Consider the following 13,615-nt stretch of genomic DNA (forward strand, 5'->3'; position numbering starts at 1 on the left):
GCGCGAGACGGGGGGTCGCGCCTCATGCGTCAGGCTCGTCTCCGGAAAGCCGGACCTGAATCGCGCGGTTGCGCCGGCTCGACAAATTTCGGGCCTGTAGTTTTTCTCAATCCCTATCGATTTGATATGGTTTGTCGCGCGGCCGCTCGTCCCGCATCGATGGCCCGCCAGCAACGGCGGAGTTCCCGATGCAGTCGAGTTTGAAAGGCCAGGCGCCCGGCGGGTTTCCTCGAGAGATCGAGGCTGCGACCCTGCTGGTCGCCGCCCTGATCTACGGCGGGTGGATTGCGCTCACCCTGAACGCGACACGCCTGCCGCCGCTGCTGGTCGCGACGCTTGGCGGGTGGTTGGTCGCGTGGCACGGCTCCCTGCAGCACGAGACGATCCACGGTCATCCGACACCCTCGCGGCGGTTCAACGCCCTGCTCGGCTTTCCGCCGCTGAACCTCTGGCTGCCCTACGCCCGCTATCGTCAGCTGCACCTCGCCCACCATGCGACCGAGCGCCTGACCGCGCCGGACGCTGACCCGGAGTCGCGCTACGTCGGCCCGGGCGACGGCGCCCTGCGCTGCGCCGCCGCGCAGGCGACCTCCACCCTGCTCGGCCGGCTGGTCATCGGCCCGATGTTCGAGATCGGCGGCTTCCTCGCCTCCGAGGCGCAGGCAGCGGCCCGAGGCGAGCCTGGCGTGCGCCGGGCGTGGGCCATCCATCTGGCGGCGGTGGCGCTCGTCAGCGTCTGGCTGGTCCAGGCGTGCGGCGTCGGACCTGGCCAGTACCTGCTCCTGTTCGTCTATCCGGGGGCCGCGCTGTCGCTGCTGCGATCCTTCGCCGAACACCGGGCGGACCCGAACCCTGAGCGCCGCATCGCCATCGTCGAGAAGGCCCCGGTCCTCGGACTGCTCTTCCTCAACAACAACCTGCATGCGGTCCACCACGCTTTTCCCGAGGCGTCATGGCGCCGGCTGCCAGGGCTCTACGCCCAGCTCCGGACCGAGCTCTTGCGGGCGAACGGCGGCCTGGTCTACGCCGGCTACGCCGAGGTCTTCGCGCGTTACCTGGTCAAGCCGCACGACGTGCTCGTCCATCCCGAGGCGAGCGCGCCGGCTCGGGAGCCGGTCGCCGCATGATCGCCCTTCCCGTCGCCTCGTCCCGACAGTCGGCGATCACCACCGCGCTCCCCGCGGTGGCGGCGCTGCCGATGTACGACTGGCCTGAGCTGCAGGCGGCGAACGACGCCTTGTGGTCCGTCGTCGCCGAGAGACTGGCCGCCGCGGGGATCAAGGACGTCCCCGCCAGCTTGACCCGATCCGACAGCCTCGATGCGGTCTGGACCTCTCCCTCGCTGCTCCTCGCCCAGACCTGCGGCTATCCCCTGCTCAAGACCCTGGCCGGCCGCGTCCAGCTGGTGGCCACGCCGCGCTACCGCGCCGCGGGCTGCGAAGGACCGTTCCGCCGCAGCGCGATCGTCGTCGGGGCCGGCGCGCCCGTCGGGAGCCTCGCAGGGCTTCGCGGCGCGCGGTGCGCCCTCAACGACCGGATGTCGGATTCCGGCATGAACCTGCTGCGCGCCGCCGTCGCGCCCTTGGCCGGCGGCCGGCCGTTCTTTTCGGAGGTGGCGGTGACCGGCTCGCATCTGGCCAGCGCCGAGGCGGTGGCCTGCGGGGCGGCCGACGCCGCGGCGCTGGACGCGGTGACCTACGCCCACCTGCAGCGCTGGCGGCCCGAGATCGCGCAACGCCTGCGGCTGCTACAATGGACGGCGCGCACCCCCGGCCTGCCGCTGATCACCGCGAGGACGACGGATCCGGGAATGATCCATGCCCTGCGGCAGGCGCTTTTCGCGGCGGCGCGCGACCCGCGGCTGGGACGGGCCCGCGAAACCCTTCGGCTGGACGGTTTCAGCGTCCTTCCCCTCAACTACTACCAGCTGACCCGGCATCTCGAGGAATGCGCCCAGGCGCTCGGATACCCCAGCCTGCAATGAAGTTCATGAGGTCGAGACGTCTTGCCCGCGCGCCGCGGCGGAATCCAAGGAGACGACGAGCACCACCATGAGACATCGCGAACTCGAGCGCCTGAACGAAGGGGCTCTGGCCTCGTCCGCCGCACCGCCGACGGCGACTATGTGGCGGTGGCCGACGTGCCGTGGCCGGCCGCCGCCGCGGCCCCGCTGCGGGCGGGAGATCTGGTGCTCGACCGCCAAGGCCGCGCCTTCGGCCGGGCGGTCGCGCGCGAGCTCGCCACAGGCCTGGGCTGAGCCGTACGCGTTGTCCGCCCGGACTATTCCAGAAAGTCGGGCTGTTCGCGAAGCACGCGATCCCACAAGGGTCGGAAGCCGAAGGCGCCGGGATCGCCGCCGCCCTGCATCTGGTTGGCCGTGTGCTTTGCAACCTCATGGCCGATCGGCTTGATCGTGCCGGCGGCTTCGGCGAGGAGCTGCGTCTGGCAGGCGTTCTCGAACGAGACATAGCTCGCCACGGCGCTCTCCACGCTTCGGCCCACGGTCAGGATCCCGTGGTTCTGCAGGATGGCGGCGTGCTTGTCGCCAAGCGCCGCGGCGATCCGCTTGCCCTCGGAGGTGTCCAGCACGATACCGGTGAAATCGTCGAACAGGACGTGGTTTTCGTAGAAGGCGCAGCTGTCCTGGCTGATCGGATCCAGCAGGCGGCCGAGCGCCGACCAGGCCTTCCCATAGATGGAGTGCGAATGCGCTGCGGCGATCACATCCGGCCGGGCCTTGTGAATTTCCGAATGGATCGCAAAACCGGCCTGATTGATCGGCCCCTCCCCGGCGAGGATATTGCCGTCGTGATCGACCAGGACGAGGTCGGAGACCCGGATGTGGCCGAACCAGGGTCCGATCGGCGCGACCCAGAAGCGGTCGGTGAATTCCGGGTCGCGCGCCGTGATGTGTCCGGCCAGGCTGAGGTCGTAGCCCTTGTCGGCGAAGATCCGATACGATGCGGCGAGCCGGCGTTTGCGATGCAGCCGCTCCTCCTCGATTGACCTGGGCGACGCCTCGCTGGAAAACCGAAAGGCGGACGGACGGACGATCTGGGTCATGGTTCTTTCCTTTCGGCCTCAATAGCCTTCCAGGGGATCGACGATGTCGGCCAGCGGCTCGCCCCGCAGGAAACGCTCGAGGTTGGCGGCGACCTTTTCGAACAGGGCGTCGCGGACGAGGGTGTAGTTGGAGGAAATATGCGGCGTCAGCCGGACGCGCGGATGGGTCCAGAGCCGATGGTCCGCCGGCAAGGGTTCCGGTTCGGTGACGTCGAGCGTGGCGAAACCGAGCTGGCCGGCATCCAGCGCCGCCAGCAGCGCTTCCTGATCCAGTACGGAGCCGCGGGCTATATTGATGAGGTGAGCCGTCGGCCTGGCGTGTGAGAGCAGGTCGGCGTCAATGACCGAGCGGGTCGCGGCGGTCGCCGGAAGCGCCAGCACGAGGTGATCGGCCGAGGCGACGACGGCCCGCAGATCATCGAGCAGGTCCACGCCCGGAACCGGGCTGGGAAGGTGACGCTGGCGCCGCACGGCCGTCACCCGCGCGCCGAGGGCCAAGGCCCGTTGCGCGACAGCGGCGCCGATGGCGCCTAGCCCAATGATCCCGACGGTGCTGCCTGTGACACGCCCCAGCGGGGCCTGCTTCCATTCCTCGAGGCTGCGCGCGCGAACCCGCTCAAGATCCTTGGCCTGGAGATAGATGGCGGCGATCACATAGTCGGCGATCTCCTCGGAGGCGACGCCTCTGCCGCAGGTGACGAGCGGGGCGTCGAGCAGCCAGCGAGGATAGACGTCGACGCCGACCGAAGCGCTGTAGACCCATTTCAATCGCCCCGGCCAGGCCGCTGGCCGCGGAGCTCCCCGATGGCCACGCCAGGCTGGAGACGGACGGACCAGCAGCATGTCCGCGTCGTTGGCCGCTTCCCAGGGTTCAGTCTCAGGAACACCGATCACCGTCGGTCGGCTCGCATGGGCGCGCAGGTCCGCGTTGAAGCCTTCCTCCATCTGGCTGGCGATCACGAGGCTCATCGCTCAGAGTCCAAAGGCTGCGCGGCCCGCCGCGACCAGGATGGTGTCGCTTTGCGGCGAGTGGATGCGGCTGCAGAGAACGTCCCGATAATGGCGTTCCAGTGGATTCTTGCGGCTGATCCCGGGATTTCCGGTGAGCTCCAGGCCGATCTCGACGGCGCGGATCGCGTTGGCGTTGGCCACGTGCTTGATATTGTTGACTTCGACGGGGCTTGGATCGTCGCCGGCGTCAGCCCGGATCGCCGCCGTCTCGATCAGGGTCCGGTTGACCTGCAGCAGGCACTCGATCTCGCCGAACTTCTCCTGAACCCGCGGCAGGGTCGCCAGCGCCGCCCCCAGATTGGTCGGCGTCCTCTCCTTGAGATAGTCGCGCAACCAGTCGCGCGCGGCCTGGGCCACGGCGTCGTAGATGGTCGAGATGGCGAGCGCATTCCACAAGGCCAGGGCGTTGTCGCCGGGCTTCGGCGCCCAATCGGACGGAAGACGCACGTCGACCGCATGGTCCGGCGGAATGGGGGTGTCCTGGAAGACGACCTCGTGGCTCACCGTCGCCCGCATGCCCAGATGATCCCAGGCCGGTTCGATGGTGACGCCGGGGCTGTTCGCCGCGACCAGGAAGTTGCCGACGCGCGGCTCGGCCTCGTCGGTCTTGGCCCAGACGGAAAACCAGTTCAGCCCCGTCGAGCCGGTCGAGTAGATCTTGCTGCCGCTGAGCTCCCAGCCGTCGGCCGTCCGCCGGGCGGTCGTCTTGGGCATGCCGCCGCGCACCGGCGTGCCGAGCTCCGGCTCCACGCGCAGCCCGCCGAGCAGGCCTGCGCCGGCGACCGCCTCCCGCGCCAGGCGCCGGTAGATGTCCGCCGGCCAGGATTGCGCGCGGGTCGGGTTCGCATGGTAGCCGTAGGTCATGAACAGGATCAGGGCGGTCGACGGCTCGCCCTTCGCCACCGCGCCGAGCACGCGCAGAGTTTCGGCGTATCCCGCTCCGCCCCCGCCGAATTCGGGCGACACGGTCAACCCGATGAGCCCTTCAGCGCCGAGAATGTCGAAGTTGGCCCGTGGAAACTCCGCGCTGCGATCGTAGGCTTCAGCGGTCGCCGCCAGGCGGCGCGTGATGTCGTCGAGCCGCGCCTGAGAGACGGGTTGGGAAGCAGCGCGGGGCGCGAGGGCTGGAGCTGCGGACATGCGGATCACGCCTTCCCTTCGATGGTGCGGTTGAAGCGGTTGTCCCATAGCGGTTGGACGTCGACCGCCTTCGGGATCAGCTTCGCGCTGGCGAAAACGTCGGCGACCGCCTGTTGCGACGCGATCGCCGCCGCGGTGACCGGGCGCAGCGTGTAGCTGTCGCTCTTGCGGCGGAACTGATCCTGAACATGGGCCAGCGGCACGCCGATCGCCTGGGCGACCACCTGGGCCCATTGGTCCTGATGGGCGGCGGCCCAGGCGTAGGCGAGCTTGGTCTGGCGAAGATAGCGGGCGATCAGGGCCGACTTCGCGGGATCGGCCAGGGCGTCCACGTGGGCGGTGACGATATAGTTGCCGGACAGGAAGCCGAGCGCGGTCTTGAGAATGCGGGCGCCCTCGGTCGCCATCGCGCGCTGGATCGGAAAGCCGTAGATCGCCCAGGCGTCCAGCCTGCCGCTCGAGAAGGCCGCAGCCCCGTCGGCGACGTTCATCGCCACCGGCGTGATGTCCGCCCATGTCAGGCCGACGGATTGCAGCATGCGGATCAGAAAATATTGGGACGTCGTCGCGCGGACGTAGCCGACCTTCTTGCCCCTCAAGTCTTTGAGGCTGTCGATGGCGGAGCCGCGCGGAACCAGGATGACCTGATTGTTCACGTCGCCGTGGGCCACGGCGATCTGGCGGAAGCTGTGGGGCAAGGTTCCCGCCGCGAAGACCGGCGGGATCTCGCTCATGCCGCCATAGTCGACTGCGCCGCTATTGAGGGCCTCGACGACAAGATGACCGGAATCGAAGTGGATATATTCGATCGGAAGGTCGGCGTTATCGAGCTTCGACGTCCGAAGCAGCAGTTCGGTGTCGCCGTCACCCTTGCCGACGACGGATACCCGTAGGGCGTTTCGGGCGGCAGGGCGCCCTTCGCGCCGGCTGCATCCGCCCTGAAGCAGTCCTCCGCCCAGCGCGAGCGCCCCGCCGGCCAGGAGCGCGAACCGACGATCAATTGCGTCACGCATCGGTCGCGGCCGCCGCGGCGTGCTTACTCACCTTGTTCTGCAACATGGACGCCGCCGAAGCCCTCGCGCATCGAATTCAACATTCAGACCGAGGTCTTAAGCGCCAGGTTGAAGGTGTCGCAAATCTATAAATCTCTCCTTCCACGCAGAGATTCTTATAAATCAACAATGTATCATAAGAACTATTGGAATTTCTTGTATCGCCTCGATGCCCGGCCCGTCTTGTGCGGTTCGGGTGGCGCAGGGCTGGGCGGCGCCGGCCGCGACGTCAGCCAACGCCCGTCGTGGACGCGCGAGCAGCCGTTCTGGCGGGACAGGGATGGCGGGAGGTGGGGAATGCGTCTTCTAACGTGAGCGGAAAACAGCTCGGGAGACGTCCAATGGCAGCCGCGGCCACGCTGACGAAGATTCGCTTCGAGAAGGCGACGCCTGCGATCGGCGCCCGGGTCCAAGGCGTCGCCCTGGACGAGACGGCGACGCCCGAAATCGTTCAAGCCCTGCGTGAAGGCCTGCACGAGCACGGCGTCCTCTTCTTCGAGCTCGGCGAGGGGGTCGAAGAGGCGCAGCAAAGGAACTTCGCCCGCCTGTTTGGCGAGCTCGAGCCGGTCTACGGCTTTTCGACCGAACAGCAGGAGGCGCAGGCGAAGCGAGGCTCCGGGGGGCTCATCGACGCGGACTTTCAGCCGCTGAAAGAATATCGAACCGCCCAGTGGCACACCGATGGCACGCCCTTCGAGCGCCCGCCGCAGGCGGCGATCCTGACGGCGGTCGAACCTCCGGAGCTGGGCGGCGGCACCATGTGGGCCAGCATGTATGCGGCTTACGAGGACCTGTCCTCGCACTTCCAGAACCTGCTCGACGGCCTGCAGGTGCTGCACGGCACCATGCGCACGCCGTTTGTCCGAGAGCGGGCGCAGTCGATCCACCCGGCGGTCATCCGTGATCCGGTGACCGGCAGGAAGGCGCTGTACGTCAACTCGGTCTATTCGGAGCGCTTTCTCGACATGAGCGAGAGCGAAAGCGACGCTCTGATGCGGTTCCTGTTCGAGCATGTGAAATCGCCGGAGTTCCACGTCGCCCTGACCTGGCGGCCGGGCACGACGGCGGTGTGGGAAGAGCGCGTGACCCAGCATCGCGCGATCGACGCCTTCACCGGCAAGCGCAAGCTGCGCCGCATCACCATCAAGGGCGACAAGCCGAGCGCCTGAGGGGCGCCTTCCCTGACGGCCCGAACTTGTCCGAATTCATCGAGAAGAGAGTCCAACGTGGCGAAGCGGAAGCTTATTATCACCGTTCATCTCAATGGGCCGACGAGGGACGCGAACCCTCACCTTGCCTACAGCCCCGAGGAGATTGCGCAGCAGTCCATCGAGTGCTGGCGTCACGGGGCGTCCGTCGTCCACTACCACGCCTGCGATCCGACGACGGGCGCGCCGGCGACGGATACGGCCCTGTTCGCGGAGATCCAGCGGCGGATCAAGCAGGAATGCGACATCATCACCTTCCCGACGCTCGGGGCGCTGACAGCGCACCCGGAAGGCCGTCTCGCCCATATCGTGGAACTGGCCAAGGATCCCGCGACCAAGCCCGACTGCATTCCTGTCGACGTCGTCACCACCAACCTCGACGCCTATGACACCGGGAAGAAGGCCTTCACCAGCCTCGACCGCGTATACTCGAACACCACCCGGACGCTGATCGACATCGCCGAGCGGGCGCGCGCGATCGGCGTCACGCCGGTCCCGATGTTCTGGAACGTCGCCAGCGTGCGCGTCACCCAGAAGCTGGCCGAGATGGGCGTCTTCAAGCAGCCGATGTTCTGTGAAGCGTCGGTGTACGGCGAGCCCTATCTGGGCTTCGGCCACCCGCCGACGATCAAGGGGCTCGACGCCCTGCTCGATTTCATTCCGCCCGAGGCCGACTGGCGCTGGACCGTGAGCGTGATCGGCGCCAACGCCTTCGCCTTACTCGCCGACGCCATGGAGCGCGGCGGCGACGTCGCCATCGGCCTCCACGACTACCCCTATCCGGAACTGGGTTTCCCGACCAACGCCGAGCTCATCGCCCGGGTCGCCGACCTGGCGCGGGCCATGGGACGCGAAGTGGCCACCGCGGCCGAAGCTCGCGAGATCCTGGGCGTCCACTGATGGGCCTGCTCGACGGCAAGATCGTCCTCATCACCGGGGCAGGTTCGGGCATCGGCAAGCAGGCGACGAAGGTGTGCGTGCGCGAAGGCGCCACGGTGGTGGCCGCCGACTTCAGCGGGGCCGAGAAAACGACGGCCGCGGAGATCGGCCGCAACGTCCTTCCCCGGCATTGCGATGTCGCCAACGACGAGGACGTGGCGGCCTTGTTCGAGACCGTTCGCGCCGACTTCGGACGGCTGGACGCGGTGATGAACGTGGCCGGGACTCACGGCCGACGGCCGCCCGGCGTCCTCACCGTCGAAGAGTTCGAGACGATGACGGCGGTCAACCTGCGGGGGGTCCTGCTGATCACCCAGCACGCCGTGCCGCTGATGATCGCGGGCGGCGGCGGGGCCTTCGTCAACGTGTCGGCGATCGCCTCGGTCAATGTCGAGCGCCACACCTCCTTCATGTACGCAGCGGCGAAGGCCGGCGTGAACGCGCTTACCAAGTCCGTGGCCGTGGAATACGGCCGCCAGGGCATTCGGGCCAACGCCATCGCGCCTGGCTTCACCTTCACCGAATTCATGGGCGAGGAGACGCCGTTCGCGCGCGAAATGGGGGCAAAGTCGGCGCTCGGCCGAGCCGGCACGCCGCAGGAGCTGGCCGAGGTCGCCATGTTCCTCGTGTCGGACCACGCCTCGTTCGTCACCGGCGCGATCCTGCCGGTCGACGGCGGCTGGTCGGCGATGCTGGTCTGACGGCGTAGTCGCAGATCGGGCCTTAGTCCGGCAGAAGCCACGCCCCATTCTGGAAGAAAAACTGGTCGCGGAGACCTGGCGACACCCGGCTCAGGGTCTCTGAGAACACACGCTTCGACTCCTTGCCGCCTTCGACGTGCGGATAGTCCGTCGCATAGGCGTAGACGCTGGCGAGCTCGGGATAGCGTTCGAAATATTCGTCGACCGGCTCGAAGGGGAAGGGCGTCACCCGGACGTTGCGGGCGATATATTCGGACGGGCGCATCGACAACAGGTTGGTGAAGCGGGAGCGAAACTCCCGCGCGACCCACATGTCCAACCGCTCCGCCAGCGGTCCGATCCAGTGGGCGCTGAGCTCGATGACGCCGAACCGCAGGGTCGGATGACGCTCGAACACGCCGCCCAGCACCATGGCCGCCAGGAAATTCTCCGCGCTGTAGTGGACGGTCACGGCGCGATGGGGCTCGATCGCGAACTCGATCGTCGACTTGTCCGACGGGTGGAAGGCCTCGACGTTCGCGGCCCACCGGGTCGAGGCGAGGAAACCGAACTCGGTGCCCAGGTGGAGCGTCACCGGCACGTCGGCCTCGGCGCACAGACGCCAGAAGGGATCGAGCTCCGGCGCTGCGGGCGAGGCGCCCGCCGGGGGGACATTGGCCGGGATCATCAGCGCGCGAACGCCGTCGGCGAGCATCGCTTCGGTCTGCCGCACCATCGCCTCGGCGGAGTCGGTGAGCACGATCCCGACCGGCCGGGCCCGGCCGGTCGTCGCCTTCGTCGTCCGCGTCGCCCACCGATTGTGCGCCTCGACGCCTTCGAGCCCCAGCTTGCGCGCATCGACCTGGTTGGGATCGAAGCCGAGGAATTCATGGGCGTGCGGATCCAGCCGCAGGATCAGGCACATCAGCCCGAACGTCGGGAAGACCAGCTGCCGGGCGATGCCCATCTCATCCAACACCTCGGGCCGGCGCGTGAGATCGATCGCCGAGGGGGCGTAGGGGCCCTTCAGATTCCAGACGCTGTCGTGGTTGATCGGCGTCACATCGCCCGCCAGGTCCGCCATCGAATTCTTGTTGGCGCGGACGCGCTGACCCACGGTGAAGGACTTGGCGACCTCCAGCAGCTCCAGGGAGCCGAAGACCTCCTCGCGCAGCTCGACGGGCACCATCTCGTGGCTGTCGAGGTCGAGCGCGCGCTCGACGGTGAGAGCGGGTGCGGCAAGGTCGTTCATGGGATGTCTCCAAATCAGGAAGCCGGACCCGCGGATGCGGCTCAGGCGAGCCGTGCAGACCAACCCCCGTCCACGGGGATGATGGTTCCGGTGACGAAGGAGGCGCGGTCGGAGCAAAGGAAGGCGGCCACATGGGCCTGCTCCTCCGGATGAGCCCCTCGCTTCAGCGCCGCGCGCGCGGTCAGTTCCGCCATCAGCGCAGGGGGCGCGGCCTGGTTCTTCTCGCTCAGGGTGAACCCGGGCGCGATCGCATTTACGCGGACGCCCTGGGCGCCGTACTGGACGGCGAAGGACTTGGTCATGGAGTTGATGCCGGCCTTGGCCGCCGCATAGACCATCGAGATCCGCGGATCGGCGTTGAGCGAGGCGACCGAGGAAAAGTTCACGATCGCGCCTCCGCCCGGCGACATCGCCCGGATGGCGTGCTTGGTGCACAGCATCATGCCCCGCAGATGCACGCTGGTGATCTCGTCGTATTCCTGCAGGGTCACCTCGTCTCCGCGCCGTCCGCCGGGCGGTCCGGCGAGATGCACCGAGGCGTCAACGCGGCCGAAAACCCTCAGCGCCGCGGCGAACATCGCCGCGACCTGGTCCTCCCGGCTGACATCGACGCGAAACGAGACCGCGGCCGGTCCGATCTCCGCCGCGGCGGATTCCTCCTCGCCGCTGATGTCGGCCAGGAGCACCTTGGCGCCCTCGCGCGCGAACAGCTGGGCGGTGACCTTGCCGATCCCCCTGCCCGCCCCGGTGATCACCGCCACCTTGCCAGCGAGAAGGTTGATCGAGGGCTGATCACTAACGGTCACGTGGAGCTCCAGTTTGCAAAGGTGTCAGGGCGTCAGGCGAGCCGGGCCGACCAGCCGCCGTCGACCGGGATCACCACGCCGGTCACGAAGGAGGCCCGGTCCGACGCCAGGAAGGCCGCGACCTCCGCCTGCTCGTCAGGGCGACCGGCCCGACCGAGCGCCGACTTCGCACTCATGTAGGCGAGCACGTCGGGAGACATGGCCCCCATGATCTCGGTGTAGGCGAACCCCGGCGCAATCACGTTCGAGCGGATCCCTCGCGGGCCGTACTGGACGGCGATCGACTTCGAAATCGCGTGAACCCCGGCCTTCGCCGCGGAATAGCTGATCGGTGCGCGGTCTTCGGCGTTGAGCGCCCCGACCGAGGTGAAGTTGACGATCGCCCCGCCGGCGTCCCCGCGCAGCATGGCCCGCACCCCATGCTGGCTGCACAGGATCACCGCGAGCAGGTTCACCGGCAACATCCGCTCGTATTCTTCGACGGTGACCTCGCCAGGCGCGCGGCCGGCGAGCGTGCCCGCCACATTCAGGACCGCGTCCACCCGGCCGCACCGGTCCAGCGCGTTCGCGAACAGCGCTTCCACCTGGTCCTCACGGCTGACATCGCAGCGCACAGGCGTCACGCCCGGGCCGATCTCGGCCGCGGTGGTCTCCTCGGCCCCGCTGATGTCGACCGCCAGCACCTGGGCGCCCTCGCGCGCAAACACCTTGGCGCACGCCTTCCCAAGCCCGCGGCCGGCGCCCGTGATCACCGCCACCTTGCCGGCGAGCAATTGACTGGTCATGCAACGCCCCTTCGTTCGCGGGACCTGTCGAAGGGGCGCCTCATCGGAACATGGCCTTCACTGCAACAACACGGCGAGGAACGAGACCTAGGACTGGGCGCCGGCTCGCACCATTGCGGCTTCCCCAGAACGAATGCTGCATCGTCCACATGCGCGGCCGGCGTCCCTGCCTGACCGGATCAGCCGGCCGCGGCCATCTGCACGAGCTCGAAGACGTTGCCGTCCATGTCCCGGCCGTAGGTCGCCTTCACGCCGCGCGGGAAGGTCTTCACCGGACAATGAAATCGCACGCCGGCGGCCGTCAGCCGCACGTAGGTCGCGTCGATGTCGTCGACCTCGATGCCGAAGTGGGAGATTCCCCGATCGCTGACCGGATAGTTGGCGTCCTTCGCCCCCGGCGCCGGGCGGGCGAATTCGAACAGCTCCAGCTGCAGACCGCCCTTGCGGACGACGCACATCCGTCCTTTGACGCCTCCGAGCGCCAGGATCTCCTCGTAGGTGGAGCCCTCGAGAGGAAAGACCGGCGTGAGCAGCTCCATGCCCAGCAGCTCGGTATAGAAGGCGATCGCGCGATCGATGCTCTCGACCGAGATGCCGACGTGGTCCAGGCGCATCGTCACGATCTCGCCTCCGCATGACGGCCAGTCTCCGAGACGTCGCGCGGTCCGCGCGGCCGATCGCCGGCCAGGACGACGCGCTGCATGACGCGCTCCTCGACATAGTCCGGGACCGCGTAATGCTGGACGGCCCGGTTGTCCCACAGGGCGAGATCATTCGGGGCCCAGGTCCAACGCATGCTGAAGTCCGGCGACTTCACGTGCTCGAACAGCAGCGACAGCAGATTGGCGCTTTCCGCCGGCGCCAGCTCGACGATCTCCGTCGTCCAGGCCTCGTTGACGAACAGCGACTTCCGACCGGTCTCGGGATGCACCATGACCACCGGATGGGTGGTCGCGCTTCCATGCAGCTGTGCGTTCGCCGCGCCGCGGTCGCCCGCGATGTCGGCCATCCGTTGAAGCACCGGAGCCATGGAATGAACCGCCGTGAGCCCGTCGAGCATGCGCTGCAGGGGCGCGGAAAGGGCGTCATAGGCTGCGTACATGCTCGCCCAGCAGGTGTCCCCGCCGACCGAGGGGAGGGTCACGGCCCGCAAGGCGGTCAACTTTGGCGGCTCGGCGACGAAGGTGGTGTCGGAGTGCCAGACCGCGGTCGCGCGTTTCGTCCGGCGCATGTCCGACTTGCCGACCGGCTCGGTCGCCGCCATGCCGGGGCCGGCGAACGGCTCCGGAATCGGCGTCCCGAACTGGGAGACGAAGGCGTGCATTTGCGCCGGGTCGAGGTCCTGGTCGTGGAAGAAGACCACGCCGTGGTCGAGCAGCACCTGACGAATGAAGCGCACGGTTTCGGCGTCCAGGGCCCGGCGAAGATCGACGCCTTCGATAACGGCGCCGACGGCGGAGGTGACGGGGCGATAGCTGAGACGATTGATGACGTTCATTCGGCGCGTCCTCTTATTGTCTTTGGATCGCAATCAAGGTCGGAGCGCGGCTCGCGACGCTTCACCCGCAAGGAATCGGCCGCCTCCGCCGGGGCGGCGAAGCCGGCCGCGCCCGCCCTCGCGACCTCTGAACAGCGCAGATCCCCTGTCAGCATCCCCAAAGACTAGGATCGCGAACCTG

At 68.0% G+C, this 13,615-nt stretch carries 15 protein-coding genes; 6 read left to right on the forward strand and 9 right to left on the reverse strand.

What is annotated here, in order from left to right:
- Positions 1–188: 188 nt before the first annotated feature.
- The 3 genes from ACSQ2B_RS11665 (at position 189) to ACSQ2B_RS11675 (ending at position 2,257) form a co-directional block, all read left to right on the forward strand.
- Entirely contained in the window at positions 189–1,127 is a 939-nt protein-coding gene (locus ACSQ2B_RS11665; protein WP_436049993.1) for a fatty acid desaturase, read from the forward strand.
- Positions 1,124–1,984, forward strand: a complete 861-nt coding sequence (locus ACSQ2B_RS11670) for a phosphate/phosphite/phosphonate ABC transporter substrate-binding protein (protein WP_436049994.1) — start codon at positions 1,124–1,126, stop codon at positions 1,982–1,984. Before ACSQ2B_RS11665 ends, ACSQ2B_RS11670 begins: the two co-directional genes overlap by 4 nt.
- 141 nt (positions 1,985–2,125) lie before the next feature.
- Positions 2,126–2,257: a hypothetical protein gene (locus tag ACSQ2B_RS11675; RefSeq protein WP_436049995.1), complete on the forward strand. Its 132-nt coding sequence runs from the start codon at positions 2,126–2,128 to the stop codon at positions 2,255–2,257.
- Positions 2,258–2,280: 23 nt separating this feature from the next.
- Here ACSQ2B_RS11675 and ACSQ2B_RS11680 read toward each other — a convergent pair whose 3' ends face one another.
- From ACSQ2B_RS11680 to ACSQ2B_RS11695, 4 genes are read right to left on the reverse strand one after another with little or no spacing between them, the layout of a single operon-like run.
- Positions 2,281–3,063, reverse strand: a complete 783-nt coding sequence (locus ACSQ2B_RS11680) for a class II aldolase/adducin family protein (RefSeq protein ID WP_436049996.1) — start codon at positions 3,061–3,063, stop codon at positions 2,281–2,283.
- Positions 3,064–3,081: 18 nt separating this feature from the next.
- The gene (locus tag ACSQ2B_RS11685; RefSeq protein WP_436049998.1) at positions 3,082–4,032 is read right to left on the reverse strand and encodes an NAD(P)-dependent oxidoreductase; all 951 of its coding nucleotides are present in this window, start codon (positions 4,030–4,032) and stop codon (positions 3,082–3,084) included.
- Between the two features lie 3 nt (positions 4,033–4,035).
- Positions 4,036–5,214 (reverse strand): acyl-CoA dehydrogenase family protein, encoded by a 1,179-nt coding sequence (locus tag ACSQ2B_RS11690; RefSeq protein WP_436050000.1) that lies wholly within the window; start codon positions 5,212–5,214, stop codon positions 4,036–4,038.
- Between the two features lie 5 nt (positions 5,215–5,219).
- Positions 5,220–6,227 carry an ABC transporter substrate-binding protein gene (locus tag ACSQ2B_RS11695; protein ID WP_436050002.1) on the reverse strand — a complete coding sequence of 336 codons (1,008 nt, stop codon included), beginning with the start codon at positions 6,225–6,227 and terminating at the stop codon, positions 5,220–5,222.
- A 380-nt stretch (positions 6,228–6,607) separates the two neighbouring features.
- Here ACSQ2B_RS11695 and ACSQ2B_RS11700 point away from each other — a divergent pair, with 380 nt between their 5' ends.
- Genes ACSQ2B_RS11700 through ACSQ2B_RS11710 form a run of 3 tightly spaced genes read left to right on the forward strand, consistent with a single transcriptional unit; the run spans position 6,608 to position 9,114 of the window.
- Entirely contained in the window at positions 6,608–7,435 is an 828-nt protein-coding gene (locus ACSQ2B_RS11700) for a TauD/TfdA dioxygenase family protein (protein ID WP_436050004.1), read from the forward strand.
- A 57-nt stretch (positions 7,436–7,492) separates the two neighbouring features.
- Positions 7,493–8,374 carry a 3-keto-5-aminohexanoate cleavage protein gene (locus ACSQ2B_RS11705; RefSeq protein WP_436050006.1) on the forward strand — a complete coding sequence of 294 codons (882 nt, stop codon included), beginning with the start codon at positions 7,493–7,495 and terminating at the stop codon, positions 8,372–8,374.
- On the forward strand, positions 8,374–9,114 hold the full coding sequence (locus ACSQ2B_RS11710) for an SDR family NAD(P)-dependent oxidoreductase (RefSeq protein WP_436050007.1): 741 nt from the start codon (positions 8,374–8,376) through the stop codon (positions 9,112–9,114). The genes ACSQ2B_RS11705 and ACSQ2B_RS11710 overlap by 1 nt, the downstream gene beginning before the upstream one ends.
- 22 nt (positions 9,115–9,136) lie before the next feature.
- Here the strand turns inward: ACSQ2B_RS11710 and ACSQ2B_RS11715 are convergent, their stop codons facing one another.
- From ACSQ2B_RS11715 to ACSQ2B_RS11735, 5 genes are all read right to left on the reverse strand, one after another.
- A complete protein-coding gene (locus ACSQ2B_RS11715; protein WP_436050008.1) occupies positions 9,137–10,345 on the reverse strand; it encodes an amidohydrolase family protein in 1,209 nt (402 codons plus the stop codon).
- 41 nt (positions 10,346–10,386) lie between these two features.
- Positions 10,387–11,151, reverse strand: a complete 765-nt coding sequence (locus tag ACSQ2B_RS11720) for an SDR family NAD(P)-dependent oxidoreductase (RefSeq protein ID WP_436050010.1) — start codon at positions 11,149–11,151, stop codon at positions 10,387–10,389.
- Between the two features lie 32 nt (positions 11,152–11,183).
- The gene (locus tag ACSQ2B_RS11725; RefSeq protein ID WP_436050011.1) at positions 11,184–11,936 is read right to left on the reverse strand and encodes an SDR family NAD(P)-dependent oxidoreductase; all 753 of its coding nucleotides are present in this window, start codon (positions 11,934–11,936) and stop codon (positions 11,184–11,186) included.
- A 179-nt stretch (positions 11,937–12,115) separates the two neighbouring features.
- Entirely contained in the window at positions 12,116–12,550 is a 435-nt protein-coding gene (locus ACSQ2B_RS11730) for a VOC family protein (protein WP_436051013.1), read from the reverse strand.
- A gap of 2 nt (positions 12,551–12,552) precedes the next feature.
- Positions 12,553–13,434 (reverse strand): TauD/TfdA dioxygenase family protein, encoded by an 882-nt coding sequence (locus ACSQ2B_RS11735; RefSeq protein ID WP_436050012.1) that lies wholly within the window; start codon positions 13,432–13,434, stop codon positions 12,553–12,555.
- Between the last annotated feature and the right edge of the window lie 181 nt (positions 13,435–13,615).

The organism is Phenylobacterium sp. LjRoot225 (assembly GCF_964252855.1).
Lineage (GTDB): Bacteria > Pseudomonadota > Alphaproteobacteria > Caulobacterales > Caulobacteraceae > Phenylobacterium.